Source organism: Streptomyces sp. NPDC087787 (genome assembly GCF_044743035.1).
Classification (GTDB): domain Bacteria; phylum Actinomycetota; class Actinomycetes; order Streptomycetales; family Streptomycetaceae; genus Streptomyces.
The window spans coordinates 91070-104226 of record NZ_JBIUVQ010000014.1 but is presented as its reverse complement, the minus strand read 5'-3'; the positions used below and the strand labels follow the sequence as shown (position 1 = coordinate 104226).

At 71.7% G+C, this 13157-nt stretch carries 14 protein-coding genes; 7 read left to right on the top strand and 7 right to left on the bottom strand.

The window, feature by feature from the left end; translation table 11 throughout:
• Positions 1-40 precede the first annotated feature (40 nt).
• Together ACIOWN_RS22595 and ACIOWN_RS22590 are read right to left on the bottom strand one after the other, a co-directional pair.
• Positions 41-1729: a carbohydrate binding domain-containing protein gene (locus ACIOWN_RS22595; protein ID WP_362351248.1), complete on the bottom strand. Its 1689-nt coding sequence runs from the start codon at positions 1727-1729 to the stop codon at positions 41-43.
• Between the two features lie 235 nt (positions 1730-1964).
• Positions 1965-3056: an ATP-grasp domain-containing protein gene (locus ACIOWN_RS22590; RefSeq protein WP_362351251.1), complete on the bottom strand. Its 1092-nt coding sequence runs from the start codon at positions 3054-3056 to the stop codon at positions 1965-1967.
• 270 nt (positions 3057-3326) lie between these two features.
• Here ACIOWN_RS22590 and ACIOWN_RS22585 point away from each other — a divergent pair, with 270 nt between their 5' ends.
• On the top strand, positions 3327-4187 hold the full coding sequence (locus ACIOWN_RS22585; RefSeq protein WP_362351504.1) for a metallophosphoesterase: 861 nt from the start codon (positions 3327-3329) through the stop codon (positions 4185-4187).
• Entirely contained in the window at positions 4184-4864 is a 681-nt protein-coding gene (locus ACIOWN_RS22580; protein ID WP_362351254.1) for a 4'-phosphopantetheinyl transferase superfamily protein, read from the top strand. The genes ACIOWN_RS22585 and ACIOWN_RS22580 overlap by 4 nt, the downstream gene beginning before the upstream one ends.
• A gap of 11 nt (positions 4865-4875) precedes the next feature.
• Here the strand turns inward: ACIOWN_RS22580 and ACIOWN_RS22575 are convergent, their stop codons facing one another.
• Positions 4876-5106: a hypothetical protein gene (locus ACIOWN_RS22575; RefSeq protein WP_362351257.1), complete on the bottom strand. Its 231-nt coding sequence runs from the start codon at positions 5104-5106 to the stop codon at positions 4876-4878.
• 335 nt (positions 5107-5441) lie between these two features.
• A complete protein-coding gene (locus ACIOWN_RS22570; protein WP_362351260.1) occupies positions 5442-6098 on the bottom strand; it encodes a helix-turn-helix transcriptional regulator in 657 nt (218 codons plus the stop codon).
• 225 nt (positions 6099-6323) lie between these two features.
• On the opposite strand from ACIOWN_RS22570, the gene ACIOWN_RS22565 reads away from it, so the two are divergent.
• Positions 6324-6995, top strand: coding sequence for a hypothetical protein (locus tag ACIOWN_RS22565; protein ID WP_362351263.1), 672 nt, complete (start codon positions 6324-6326; stop codon positions 6993-6995).
• 58 nt (positions 6996-7053) lie between these two features.
• Here the strand turns inward: ACIOWN_RS22565 and ACIOWN_RS22560 are convergent, their stop codons facing one another.
• Together ACIOWN_RS22560 and ACIOWN_RS22555 are read right to left on the bottom strand one after the other, a co-directional pair.
• A complete protein-coding gene (locus ACIOWN_RS22560; RefSeq protein ID WP_362351265.1) occupies positions 7054-7836 on the bottom strand; it encodes a cache domain-containing protein in 783 nt (260 codons plus the stop codon).
• A 36-nt stretch (positions 7837-7872) separates the two neighbouring features.
• The gene (locus tag ACIOWN_RS22555) at positions 7873-8607 is read right to left on the bottom strand and encodes a GntR family transcriptional regulator (RefSeq protein WP_362351507.1); all 735 of its coding nucleotides are present in this window, start codon (positions 8605-8607) and stop codon (positions 7873-7875) included.
• 158 nt (positions 8608-8765) lie between these two features.
• Here ACIOWN_RS22555 and ACIOWN_RS22550 point away from each other — a divergent pair, with 158 nt between their 5' ends.
• From ACIOWN_RS22550 to ACIOWN_RS22535, 4 genes are read left to right on the top strand one after another with little or no spacing between them, the layout of a single operon-like run.
• Entirely contained in the window at positions 8766-9803 is a 1038-nt protein-coding gene (locus ACIOWN_RS22550; protein WP_362351268.1) for an ABC transporter ATP-binding protein, read from the top strand.
• 36 nt (positions 9804-9839) lie between these two features.
• A complete protein-coding gene (locus ACIOWN_RS22545; RefSeq protein ID WP_401983187.1) occupies positions 9840-11039 on the top strand; it encodes an ABC transporter substrate-binding protein in 1200 nt (399 codons plus the stop codon).
• Positions 11040-11042: 3 nt separating this feature from the next.
• On the top strand, positions 11043-11945 hold the full coding sequence (locus tag ACIOWN_RS22540) for an ABC transporter permease (RefSeq protein ID WP_401983186.1): 903 nt from the start codon (positions 11043-11045) through the stop codon (positions 11943-11945).
• A gap of 37 nt (positions 11946-11982) precedes the next feature.
• Entirely contained in the window at positions 11983-12798 is an 816-nt protein-coding gene (locus ACIOWN_RS22535; RefSeq protein ID WP_362351276.1) for an ABC transporter permease, read from the top strand.
• A gap of 4 nt (positions 12799-12802) precedes the next feature.
• On the opposite strand, the gene ACIOWN_RS22530 is transcribed toward ACIOWN_RS22535, so the two are convergent.
• On the bottom strand, positions 12803-13072 hold the full coding sequence (locus ACIOWN_RS22530; RefSeq protein ID WP_362351279.1) for a hypothetical protein: 270 nt from the start codon (positions 13070-13072) through the stop codon (positions 12803-12805).
• Positions 13073-13157: the final 85 nt, after the last annotated feature.

The window sequence follows — 13157 nt, the reverse complement described above, 5'->3', positions numbered from 1 at the left end:
TTCCGGAGGAAGTCCCGCACGGGGCGTCAGGAGCGGGCGCTCAGCCCTTGAAGCCGGCGGTGATGGACGTGAACTGCCAGTTGTTCTGGCTGATGCCGGAGCAGTTCTCCGCCACGCCGCCGCCCGGGCACGGCCGGTCGCGGTTGACCGACCAGAAGGCGAGCCGGGCGATGTGGTGGCTGTTGGCCCAGTCGCGGATATTCGTCCAGATCGCCGTGGTCGTGTTCTCCTGCTGGTCGGACAGGCCGTTCATGCCGGAGATGCCGATGTGGGAGTAGGCGGTGGCGTCGTCCCAGCCGAAGGTCGACTTCAGCTTGGCCTTCAGGCCCTCGGCCGCGTTCACCGTGTTGCCGTACATGTCTGCACCGCCGCCGAAGTCGAACGGCATGATGGTGAAGACGTCGATGTCCGCGTTCAGCGACTTGGCCTGCTCGATGAGCCGGTTGCCGTAGTAGGTGGGTCCGGTCGTCGAGGTGCCGAAGGTCACGATCGTTCTCAGACCGGGGTTGTTGGCCTTGACGGTCTTCAACGCGGTGAGGATCTTGGCCTGCACGGCCTCGTTCTCGAACTCGTCCGAGTTCTCGATGTCCATGTCGATCGCCTTCAGGCCGTAGGCGCTGATCACCTTCTGGATCGCCCCGGCGAGCGCGCTCGCGGAGGAGCAGTTGGCGCCGAGCTTGCTGCCGCTCCAGCCGCCGAACGAGGGGACGATGTCACCGCCCGCCGAGCGGATCTGGTTGATGGCGGTCTGGTCGACGCCGCCGGTCAGCGGCCGCTGGCTGTCCCAGGACGGGGTGCAGCCGCCCGAGTCGAGCACGAACGCCATCGTGAACCACTTGATGCCGGTCGCGCTCATCACCGAGGTGGGGCTGGGCGGGCTGCCCCAGCCCTCGTACAGATACGGCGCCGCCTGCTTGAAGCCGCTGTTGCCGCCGCCGCTGCCGGCGTCCGTGGTGACCGTGACGGCGTTCGAGGCCCCCGAGACGTTCCCGGCGGCGTCGCGCGCCTTGACCGTGAAGGTGTAGGAGGTGCTGGGCGACAGGCCGTTCACCGTGGCGGTCGTCCCGGAGACGCTCAGCACCTGGCCGGCACCGCTGTAGACGTCGTACGCCGTCACGCCCACGTTGTCCGTGGCGGCGTTCCACTTGAGCGACACGCTGGAGGACGTCTTGCCGGTGGAGGTCAGACCCGTCGGCGCGGTCGGCGCCTGGGTGTCGCCGCCACCGCCGCCGCCAGGACCGTCCAGGCTGATGTCGTCGGCGTAGTAGGTGCCTTGCGCGTACCAGCCGTGGACGTAGACGGTCGCGCTGGTCTGGCCGGCGCCGGTGGTGAAGGAGACCGACAGCTGGCTGTACGCCGACGGGGACGAGGTCCAGGTCGAGGCCCCGCCGTCGACGCCGAGGTAGACGTAGGAGCCGCGCACCCAGCCGCTGAGCTTGTACGTCGTGTTCGGCTGGACCGGGACGGTCTGGCTGCACTGGGCGTTGTCGCTCGACGTCACCGCGCCGGCGAGGGCCTTGGAGCCGCCGTGCACGGGGGAGGAGACGACTGAACCGAGGTTGCCGGTGCAGGTCCAGGGGGAGAGGCCGCCCGACTCGAAGCCGGGGTTGTTCAGGATGTTGGCCGCGTGTGCCGTGCCGGGCAGCGCGATGGCTCCGGCGAGCGCCAGGGCCGCGGAGCCGAGCAGGGCGAGGAGCCGACGTCCGGGACGTCTCAGTGTGTCGCGCACGCTATCTCCCTGAAGATATGGGGGCGTTCGGGAGGTGCAGAGGTGCAGTGAGGCGCACGGCGGGCCGTGCGGGAGGTGCGCAACCAAGTTGGTATGGACCAATCCGGGTGTCAAGACATGACGCCGTGATTGGTCCCTACCGGTCCGGGACGGGACCTGTGCCGGGGCCTCCAGTGCGGACGGTTGTCCCGGAGCCCCGGTGCGGGCCGCCATGCCGGAGCCCCGGTGCGGGCCGCTATGCCGGAGCGCCCGTGGGGGCCGCCACGGCCTGTGCGGGCATCCCGGTCCGCGGCCGGACCATCGCCTCCGGCCGCAGCGGACGCGGTCCCGACACCACCGTGTAGTCCTGTCCGAGGAACGGCGGCGCCACCACCCCCGGATCCTCGCCGAGCGCCAGCCGCACGGCGGCCCAGGGGGCGTTGACCCCGCACTGCGCGAGCTGGTGCAGTCCGCCCGCCGGGCGCGGGTTCACGTCGAGGAGCACCGGACGGTCGCCGTACATCCGGAACTGGATGTTGGACAGATAGTGCAGCCCGAAACCCTCCGCGATCCGCCGGGCGGGCTCCAGCCACTGCTCGTGCAGCGTGAAACCGCGGCGGCGGCCGTTCTTGGTGCGCCCCACGGCCAGCCGGATCCGGTTGTCCGGCCCGGTCAGGCAGTCGACCGACACCTCCGGCTGCTCCAGCCGGGGCATCACCAGCCAGTCCACCGGACCCTCCGCCTGCTCCAGGGCCGCGAGGACCAGGTCCAGCGGGACGTGCGGGCCGGGGAAGCCGCTCAACTGCCGCAGTGAGAAAGGCGCGCGCGTGATGACACGGAAGCCCACGCCGCCCGCGCCGGCCGCGGGCTTGAAGCACGCCAGATGCCCGGACTCCTCCAACTCCGTGACCGCCGCTATGAGTTCGCAGGCCGTCCGGACCCGCCACCACGGCGGCACCGGAACGCCGATCGACCGGGCCGCCTCGTACGCCGTCGCCTTGTCCGCGAAGACGGCCACCGCCTCCGGCGTCGGCGCGAGCAGCGCGGTGCCCGCCGCCGCGAAGTCGGCGCGGTGCGCCACGATCGCGGCCTGGTTCAGCCTCGGCACGAACACGTCGATGCCGCGCCGCGCACACTGGTCGAGGGCGTACTCGACGTAGCCGGCCGGGGAAAGACCCTCCGGTTCGAGCTCGGCGGTGTCCGCGGCGGCCAGTACGGGCGAGTCGGCGTCGCCGTGCGTGGCATGGATCTCGACGGCCCGGTCGCTGGGGTTTCTCCGCAGCTGATCCATGAAGAAGACGTTCTCCGCGTACGTGCGGTTGAGCCAGACGCGTACGCGGGAGACCATACGGGCCGCCTTTCGGGGGGACGCGGGCAGGGCGAAGCCGGCCGAGCCCGGCCAGGAGGGAAGGAGGGACACCAAGCCGCCCTGCGCGAAAGGGAGTTGGGGCGGCGGTGTTGGGGCGATCATACGACCTCGGCAGAGCGGGTCGTGCCACCCGCGGGCGCGTCCCGATCCGCCCCGGGCCGGCGTCCGCGACGGACCGGGACGCGCTTGTCTCCGTGCCGCCGGATGTGTTCTTGTGGTGCCCATGAGGTGGGTGACAGGGTGCAAGAAGTGACGGAAGAGGCCGGTGGGGCCGGGCGGTTGCTCGCCATCAGCGACCTGCACATCGGCTACAGCGAGAACCGGGCCCTGGTCGAGCGGATGGCGCCCGAGCGGGACGACGACTGGCTGATCGTGGCCGGCGACGTCGCGGAGACCGTCGCGGACATCCGCTGGGCCCTGAAGACGCTGGCGAGCCGGTTCCGCAAGGTGATCTGGGCACCCGGCAACCACGAGCTGTGGACCCATCCGAGCGACACCGTCACCCTGCGCGGCGTCGCCCGCTACGAGCACCTGGTCGAGCTGTGCCGCGAGCTGGGCGTGACGACGCCCGAGGACCCCTACCCGGTCTGGGACGGGCCGGGCGGCCCGGTGGCCGTGGCACCCCTTTTCCTGCTGTACGACTACTCCTTCCTGCCGGCCGGCTGCGCGACCAAGGACGCGGGACTGGCCTACGCGCACGACACCGGCGTGGTCTGCTCCGACGAGTTCCTGCTGCACCCGGACCCGTATCCGAGCCGCGAGGCCTGGTGCGCGGCCCGGGTCGCCGAGACCGAACGCAGGCTCGCGCGGATCCCCGGCGATCTGCCGACCGTGCTCGTCAACCACTACCCGCTCCACCGGCACCCGACGGACGTCCTGCGGTACCCGGAGTTCGCCATGTGGTGCGGAACCCGGCGCACCGCCGACTGGCACCGAAGGTTCCGCGTGGCCGCCATGGTCTACGGCCACCTCCACATTCCGCGGACCACCCATCACGAGGGCGTCCGCTTCGAGGAGGTGTCGGTCGGGTACCCCCGAGAATGGCGGACGCGCTCGGTACCCCCGGGCAGACCGCGCCGCATACTTCCCCTGGAGGTCGGAACCCGGTGATCGAGGACCTGCTGCCGGACTCGGTGGTGTCCGTGGAGGCGTACGGCGACGACGGGACCGATCTGGCCCCGTTGCACCCCGAGGAGCAGGCGGTGGTGGCACAGGCGGTCGCCAAACGCCGGCGCGAGTTCGCCGGTGTGCGCGCCTGTGCCCGCCAGGCCATGGAGAAGCTCGGCGTGCCGCCGCAGCCCGTACTGCCCGGCGAGCGGGGCGCCCCGCGCTGGCCGGACGGGCTGACCGGCAGCATGACCCACTGCGACGGCTACCGCGCCGCCGCCCTGGTCCGTGCCACCGACCTGGCCTCCCTCGGCATCGACGCCGAACCCCACGCCCCGCTCCCCGACGGCGTGCTGTCCACCATCGCCCTGCCCGCCGAGCAGCGGCGTCTGGCGCAGCTGGACGCGCAGCACCCCGGGGTGCACTGGGACCGGATGCTCTTCAGCGCCAAGGAGTCCGTCTACAAGGCCTGGTTCCCGCTCACCGGCAAGTGGCTGGACTTCGAGGAGGCGGACATCGAGGTGAGCACCGCCGCGGGCCCGGCCCCGCGCGGCGGCTTCCGCGCCCGGCTCCTCGTCCCGGGGCCCGTGGTCGACGGACGGCGCCTCGGCCACTTCGAGGGGCGCTGGACCGTCGCCCAGGGCCTGGTGGTCACCGCGGTGGCGGTCCCGCGCGCCTGAGGGTCACGGGGTCACGGTCCGGGGCACCAGCTGTGCAGGAGCCGGAAGAACTCCTCCTCGTGGCCCGTCAGGCCCGCCCGGCTCAGCGCCTGTTCCGCCTCGGCGAGCACGGAGGGCGGGACCACCGCCGGGCGGTCGCCGCCCGGCGGGCCGTCGTCGAAGGCGGCGCGCACCGTGTACAGGAGCCTGAGATAGGCCTGGACGGCGGTGCGTTCGTGGTCGGTCAGTACGGCGGTGGGCATGGACGGCTCTCCCCGGTTTCGGCGTGACACGGTCACCCGCCCGGTCGCCCGGACGGCGCACGGCGCCTCCGCACGGCGGTGGCGCGTCCTCCAGCTTGCCGCCCGCCACTGACAACGACCTCGCGCTGCGCGCCGGTACGCCCACTCGGCTCGCCCCGGACGGCCGAGGGATGCCACGATCCGGGCGGGGACGAAGCCGTCGATCACGTACGGCACTTGCCGGACGGCAGCAGAACGGAGCCCTCCACCGCCGCCTCCTCCGCTGCGGACAGCACGGTGTGCAGCCGGCCGGCAACCCCGCATGTCCCTGCAGGGCCGCACGTGCCCTTCCCGCGTCACGACTCGGGGCGCTTGACGCTCTCCAGAAGCATGTCCAGCCACTCGGCGACCTTGTCGCGGTGCTGGTCGGTGGGCAGTTGCGCGGCCCGCCAGGCGATCCCGCGCACGCCGTGGTCCTGGAGCAGCCGCTCCAGCGGGTCGTCGGCAGCCGTGTCCGCCTCCCGCTCGCGGTCGGCGAGGCGCTGGAGGAGTTCCTGCCCGGTGTGCTGGAGGGTCCCGGCGAGGGCCTCGGGGTCCTCGGCGGTGAGGAAGCCCGCGTGCACCCGGAAGAAGCGCTGGATGGCGTCGCAGTGCTCCATCGTGGGGCGCCGGTCGCCGTTGATGAGGGCGCCCGCCTGCTGCCGGGACATGCCCGCGCCGTCGGCGATCTCCTGCTGGGTGTAGCGGCGTCCGTTGGGCTTCAGGCGGGTGCGGCGCAGCAGGTCGAGCCGCTGCAGGAAGCGGGCCTGCACGTCCGGCTCGCCCGCGGACCGGCCGCTGAGCAGGGTCCTGACCACGGGTTCCGGCACACCGGAGGCCGCGGAGAGGCGGCCGACGTCGAAGACCTCCGCCTGGGGCACGCCGAGCCGGTCGGCCAGCGCGGTGACGCGTGCGACGACGGCCGGCAGCGCGGCCGAGGCCGTGGCGCCCGGATCCTCGATGCCATCCGTCACCGACAGATCTCCTACGTCTCTCACAGGCTTCTCACAAAGGCGGGGTGCCGTGAACTTCCCGGAGGGTAACCGGTCGTTCGAACTCGCATCCAGGTCTCGCCACAATCGTGGCCAATTTCAGCCGTCAAGCGGCGTGGAATGCCACGATAGTTGACACGCTCATGGATGAGAAGCAGGATCAAGGTGCCGCGTGAAGGCCGCAGAGGCAAGAGGGGTGACCTCCCGATGGCACATCAGGCAGGAGGGCCGCGGCCGGCGCCGCGGGCCGTCCCCGTTCGTTCCCAGGCGCAGGCCTACCTGCGGGACTACACCACGTTCCTGGAGGCCGTCCCCTTCCCGTCCCTCGTCGTCGACCAGGCGTGGGACGTGGTCCTGACCAACAGTGCTTTCACGTCACTCTTCCGCGGCGTCGGCCCGCATCCGACGGCCATGCCGGACGACAACTTCCTCCGGTTCGTCCTGTTCCACCCGGACGCGGGCACGGTCCTCGGTGAGCACGAGTCGCGCTGGTGCCTGCCGATGCTGGCGCACTTCGCCGCAACGGTGGAGCGCAGCGGCCACGACCACGGACTCCAGTCCATCCTCGCGGACATCGCCGAGGACCCCATCATGGAGGCCGCCTACCGGCAGGGGCTGCCGCACTGGATCCGCGCGGTCGGCGAGACGGCGGTCGTCTCGGACGGCGCGGTGCGTCCCCTGCTGCACCCCGACCCCCGCTGGGGCGCCACCGAGTGCCGCATCATCGAGGAGACCCCGGCGACCCTCCAGGAACTCGGCTACACCCGCCTCACCCTGGTACTTCGCGAGGCCCGCCGTCCCGCGCCCGCCCGGCGCGGACCGGGACGGGCCCGCCGCCCGGCCGGCCACCTGAGCGTGGTCACGGCCCCGGAGGGCTGACCCGGCACCGTCGGCGTTCAGGTCGCCGACGGCGCCGGGCCACCCCGGCCCCTGGTGGTCACGAGGCCGTGACCACCAGGATCAGCGGTACGCCCCGGCACGGAATCAGCCGCTTTCCGGCATGGGTCACGGGGCGGCCCCGGTCCAGCGCCGCGCAGAAGTCGGGGCCCCTGGTCAGGGAGCCGGCCAGATGGGCCGGGTCGGCGGAGGCCGCCACGCGGCCGCGGGCGTTCACCAGATGGGCGGGGGCGGGCAGTTCGCGCAGCAGGGGCAGTACGGCCGCCTCGAAGTGCCGTAGATACACGTCCGCCGCGGCCACCCCGGCGAACCGGCCCGCCACCTGGACCGGCGCGGACAGGGTCAGGCTGTACTCCTCGGAGCACAAGTAGTCCACGTAGGGCCCGGCCACGGCCCGCAGCCCGGTGTCACGGGGCAGGGCGAACCAGTCCCAGTGGGTGTAGTCCGAGTAAGCCGACTGCCGCGGATCCAGGTCGAGCAGCAGCGGCCGTACGTCCCCCCGCGCGGTGCACTGCCACCACTCCAGCCAGGCCGGCACGTCGGCCAGCAGCCCCGGCGCGGCGACGAAACCGGCCCCCGACACCAGCTCCTCGCGGCTCAGCCGCAGATGCAGTCCCGGCCGCAGCGCGGCGAGGTCGGCGCTCACCGGCGCGCGGCCCTCGGCGGCCACCCGCGCCAGCAGATCCGCCGTCTCGGCGCGGATCCCGGCGACCGCGTCGAAGACCGCCTCCAGTGTGCGGCCCACCCGCGCGGCGACGCGCTCCCCGGCGCACACCTCGCGCGTCGCGGTCGCCGTCCCGGCACCTGCGCGGCTCGTGCTCATGGCGTCCTCCAGCGGACGGGGCCGCGCGCCGTGTCGTCAGAGGCCCAGCCGCGCGGCGATGAGTCGCGCCGCCGACTCCTGGACGCATCGCTCGGCGAGCGTACGGGCCGGATCACGGGCCCCATCCTGCACGGCGGAGACGACGGCGCGAAGACGATCTGCGACTTCTTCACGATATTCGTCGTCGCCGAGCACCAGGCAGAGCAGCGCGCCGACCTCCGTCTGGAGCGCGATCTGCTCCCGGGTGAGCCGGGCGGACTGCGCGGCCGCCGCCAGCTCCACATGGAACCGGCCGTAGACCCGGCTGCGGGCCGCCGCGTCCCCGGCCCTCGCCAACTCCTCGACGGTGCACAGCAGTCCGCCGAGATCGCCGGGTTCGGTGCGATCGGCCGCGAGTGCGGCCGCCGCCCCCGACAGCGCGGCCCAGTGGTCGCTGAGGTCGCGCAGTTCCTCCGTGCTCCAGCCGCGCAGCCGGGTCCTCAGCCGTTCCACGCCCGGGAGTTCGGGCAGGGAGACGAAGCTGCCGCCGCCGCGCCCGCGCCGGGTGACGACCAGGCCCTGCTGCCGCAGCGCCATCAGCGCCTCCCGCAGGGTCACCGTGGACACGCCGAGCTGCCCGGCCAGTTCGCTCTCACCGGGCAGCTGTTCCCCCTCCGCGAGCAGCCCGAGTTCGATGGCGTCGCCGATCCTGCGCACCACCGCGTCCACCCGCGCCCGGCTCTCCACCGGCGCGAAGACGACTCTGCGGGCACCGGCCTCACCCGCGTCCACCGTCCCGCGCGGGCCGCCGGCCCCGTTCTCGACGTGTCCCTGCTTCACGGCCACCACCTTGCCAGTTGACCCAAGTTTTACCCAGAGGCGGTCTTGAGCTTTGAACTATGACTTCATAGGTTTCCGCTCAACGTTCGGAAGCGTCAGAAGGGTTCCACATGGAAGGAGTTGCCGTCCGGCTGCAGGGCCTGCGCCGGACGTTCGGGGAGACGGCCGCCGTGGCCGGGGTCGACCTGGAGATCCGGGACGGGGAGTTCTTCTCGATGCTCGGCCCCTCCGGCTCGGGCAAGACCACCGTCCTGCGCCTGATCGCCGGCTTCGAGGCACCCGACGCGGGCCGCGTGGAGCTCGCCGGGCAGGAGGTCACCGGCCTCGCCCCCTTCGAGCGGGACGTCCACACCGTCTTCCAGGACTACGCCCTCTTCCCCCACATGACCGTCGAACAGAACGTCGCCTACGCCCTGAAGATCCGCAAAGTACCCAAGGCCGAACGCCTCGTCCGCGCCCGCGAGGCCCTCGCCGAGGTGCGTCTGGACGGCTACGGCGGACGGCGCCCGGCCGAACTCTCCGGCGGCCAGCGCCAGCGCGTCGCCCTCGCCCGCGCCCTGGTCGGCCGCCCCCGCGTCCTGCTGCTCGACGAACCGCTCGGTGCCCTCGACCTCAAGCTGCGCGAGCAGATGCAGGTCGAACTCAAGGCGCTCCAGCGCGAGGTCGGCATCACCTTCGTGTTCGTCACCCACGACCAGGAGGAGGCCCTGACGATGAGCGACCGCATCGCCGTCTTCCACCAGGGCCGCATCGAACAGGTCGGCACCCCCGCCGAGATCTACGAACGCCCGGCGACCCCGTTCGTCGCCTCCTTCGTCGGCACCTCCAACCTGCTGGAGGGCGAGTCGGCCCAGCGGATCCTCGGCGTCTCCGGAATCCACAGCGTCCGGCCCGAGAAGATCCGCGTCCTGAAGGAGTCCGCCGACGCCGACGAACCCGGGCAGGCGACCGTCACCGGTACCGTCGCCGAGGTCGTCTACCTGGGCGACTCCACCCGCTTCCTGGTCGACCTCGACACCGGCGGCCGCCTCACCGCGCTCCAGCAGAACCTGGAGACCTCCGCCGAGGACGTCGCCGCCTACCGCGGCACCCGGGTACGGCTGGCATGGCACCGCCGCCACGCCGTCCAGGTCCCCGACGCCCGCTGAGCAAGCACCACCGCCCCCCGACCCATGGAGTACGTCGTGCGCCTGACCCGAACCCTCCAGACGGCGGCCGCCCTCACGCTGCTGCTCGCCGCCACCGCCTGCGGCTCCACCGGCTCGGGGAGCGGCACCTCCGCCACCGGCCTCAACCCTCCCGACCTCAAGGCGCAGGCCGAACTCGGCAGGACCGAGGGCCGGGTCAACGTCATCGCCTGGGCCGGCTACGTCGAGGACGGCTCCAACGACCCGAAGGCCGACTGGGTCAGCGACTTCGAGAAGCAGACCGGCTGCCAGGTCCACTCCAAGGTCGCGGCGAGCTCCGACGAGATGGTCAAACTCATGAAGACGGGGGAGTACGACACCGTCTCCGCCTCCGGCGACGCCTCCCTGCGCCTGATCGCCTCCGGCGACGCCGCCCCGGTCAACACCGACCTCGTACCGAACTACAAGGACGTCTTCGACGACCTGAAGCTGCAGGCCTGGAACTCCGTCAAGGGCAAGGCCTACGGCATCCCGCACGGCCGCGGCGCCAACCTGCTCATGTACAACACCGAGAAGGTACGGCCCGCCCCCGACTCCTGGTCGGCCGTCTTCGACGACGCGGCGCGGTACAAGGGCCACGTCACGGCCTACGACTCGCCCATCTACATCGCCGACGCCGCCCTGTATCTCAAGGCCACCAGGCCCGAGTTGAAGATCAAGGACCCGTACGCGCTCGACCAGAAGCAGTTCGACGCCGCCGTCGCCCTGCTGAAGAAGCAGAACGCCGACGTCGGCGAGTACTGGGGCGACTACCTGCAGGAGATCTCCGCGTTCAAGAGCGGGGACTCCCTGGTCGGCACCACCTGGCAGGTCATCGTGAACCTCGCCGCCTCCGAGGGCGCCAAGGTCAAGGCGTTCGTGCCCAAGGAGGGCGCGACCGGCTGGTCCGACACCTGGATGATCTCCGCCAAGTCCAAGCACCCCAACTGCGCCTACAAGTGGCTGGACTGGATCGTCTCCCCGAAGGTCAACGCCCAGGTGGCCGAGTACTTCGGCGAGGCCCCCGCCAACGCCAGGGCCTGCGAGCAGACCGGCGACAAGGACTTCTGCGCCACCTACCACGCCGCCGACACCGGCTACTGGAAGCGGGTCGCCTTCTGGAACACCCCGATCCCGCAGTGCCTGGACGGCCGTACGGACGTCACATGCGTCCCGTACGCCAAGTGGGTGCAGGCCTGGACCGAGATCAAGGGCTGAACCATGACCGTCACCGCCCAGGCCGCCGGACGACAGGGCTCAGGGGCCGGCGTCCGGCGACTGGCCGGGATGCTGCACCGCCGCCCCCGGCTGCGCCTCTCCCTGCTGCTGACCGCCCCGCTGCTGTGGCTGGCCGTGCTGTACCTCGGCTCGCTGACCGTGCTGTTCCTCTCCGCCTTCTGGACGACGAACTCCTTCACCTCCGAGGTCGTCAAGGTCTGGTCGCTGGACAACTTCCGTGCGCTGCTGACGACTTCCGTCTTCCACCAGGTGATCCTGCGCAGCGTCGGCGTGGCCCTCGCGGTCACCGCCCTGTGCGCGCTGATCGCCTTCCCGCTCGCCTTCTGCACCGCGCGCGTCGCCCGGCCCCGGTGGCGGCCCCTGCTCGTCGTCGCCATCCTCACACCTCTGTGGGCGAGTTACCTGGTCAAGGTGTACGCCTGGCGGCTCATCCTGTCCCAGGGCGGGCTCGCCGACTGGATGCTGAGGCCGTTCGGGCTGAGCGGCCCCGGATTCGGCCTGCCGGCCGCCCTCATCACCCTGACCTACCTCTGGCTGCCGTACATGATCCTGCCGATCCACACCGCCCTCGAGCAGTTGCCGGCCAACCTGCTCGACGCGTCCGCCGACCTCGGGGCGCGTCCCTGGCGCACCTTCCGGTCGGTGGTGCTGCCCATGGTGCTGCCCGCGGTCGCCGCCGGGTCCGTCTTCACCTTCTCGCTCAGCCTCGGCGACTACATCACCGTGCAGATCGTCGGCGGCAAGACCCAGCTGATCGGCAACCTCGTCTACTCCAACATCGAACTCAACCTGCCCATGGCCGCCGCGCTCGGCACGGTGCCCGTCGTCGTCATCGTGCTCTACCTGCTGGCGATGCGGCGCACGGGCGCCCTCAGCAGCCTCTGACCAGCCTCGGCAGCCTTCCCAGGGGGTGTACCACGTCATGCAGCTCTCCCGTGGCGCGCGCGTCGCGCTGCGCGTCGCCGCCGCCTTCGGCTTCGCGGTGATCTACGTCCCGCTCCTGCTGGTCCTCGTCAACTCCCTCAACCCCGACCGCAGCGCCGGCTGGCCGCCGCCCGGCCTGACCCTGCACTGGTGGTCGGTGGCCTGGGACAACTCCGGGGCACGCGGCGCCGTCTGGGTCTCGGTGAAAGCTGGCCTGGGCGCCACCGCGATCGCCCTGGTCCTCGGCACGCTCATCGCCTTCGCGGTGGCCAGGCACCGCTTCTTCGGCCGCGACACCCTGTCCTTCGTGGTCGTGCTGCCGATCGCGCTGCCCGGCATCGTCACCGGCATCGCCCTGAACTCCGCCTTCTCCACGGTGCTCCGGCCGCTCGGCGTCGGCCTCGGCCTGTTCACCGTGGTCGTCGGGCACGCAACGTTCTGCATCGTCGTGGTCTTCAACAACGTCGTGGCCCGGCTGCGCCGCACCTCCGGCTCGTACGAGGAGGCGGCGATGGACCTCGGCGCGAACACCTTCCGAGCCTTCGTCGACGTCACCTTCCCGCTGGTCCGCTCCGCGCTGTTCGCCGGCGGCCTGCTCGCCTTCGCCCTGTCCTTCGACGAGATCGTGGTCACCACCTTCACCGCGGGACCCGGCGTCGAGACCCTGCCCGTCTGGATCTTCAACAACATGACCAGGCCCCAGCAGGCCCCCGTGGTCAACGTCGTGGCAGCCGTCCTGGTCCTCCTCTCCGTCATCCCGATCTACGTAGCCCAACGCCTGTCCTCGGACACGGCGACGGAGAGCAGGATCTGATAGGTCAGGGACTGCGCACCCGTCGCGAGGCCCCGCGCCCCGCGGGCGGCCGGGTGGCTCGCGAGGCCGCCTCCAGTTCGGCGCAGGCGCGCACCACCGCCGCCCTGTGCGCGGGCACCGATCCGTCCACGGCGATCTCCACGCGCCGGGTGTGCTCCAACTCGGCCCGCACGGCGGTCCGGTGGGCTATCCAGGCGCGCAACAGGCCCGCGGCGGCGGTGACGGCGACGAACACCACGGCGAGAACGGGATCGAGGGCTGCTGACGGGGTCATGGGCTTCTCCTCGCGGAGTCGGGATGCGATCGGGTTGTTCGCCCACTCTGCGATCGGCGTGGAGTTTCCCTCTAGGCTGGAGAAA

Bases quoted from the DNA above. Each gene is read 5' to 3' on its own strand.
- ACIOWN_RS22550 (WP_362351268.1), top strand. From the start codon at position 8,766: ATGGAAGGAGTTGCCGTCCGGCTGCAGGGCCTGCGCCGGACGTTCGGG.
- ACIOWN_RS22560 (WP_362351265.1), bottom strand. From the start codon at position 7,836: ATGAGCACGAGCCGCGCAGGTGCCGGGACGGCGACCGCGACGCGCGAG.
- ACIOWN_RS22540 (WP_401983186.1), top strand. From the start codon at position 11,043: ATGACCGTCACCGCCCAGGCCGCCGGACGACAGGGCTCAGGGGCCGGC.
- ACIOWN_RS22565 (WP_362351263.1), top strand. From the start codon at position 6,324: ATGGCACATCAGGCAGGAGGGCCGCGGCCGGCGCCGCGGGCCGTCCCC.
- ACIOWN_RS22530 (WP_362351279.1), bottom strand. From the start codon at position 13,072: ATGACCCCGTCAGCAGCCCTCGATCCCGTTCTCGCCGTGGTGTTCGTC.
- ACIOWN_RS22535 (WP_362351276.1), top strand. From the start codon at position 11,983: ATGCAGCTCTCCCGTGGCGCGCGCGTCGCGCTGCGCGTCGCCGCCGCC.
- ACIOWN_RS22590 (WP_362351251.1), bottom strand. From the start codon at position 3,056: ATGGTCTCCCGCGTACGCGTCTGGCTCAACCGCACGTACGCGGAGAAC.
- ACIOWN_RS22575 (WP_362351257.1), bottom strand. From the start codon at position 5,106: ATGCCCACCGCCGTACTGACCGACCACGAACGCACCGCCGTCCAGGCC.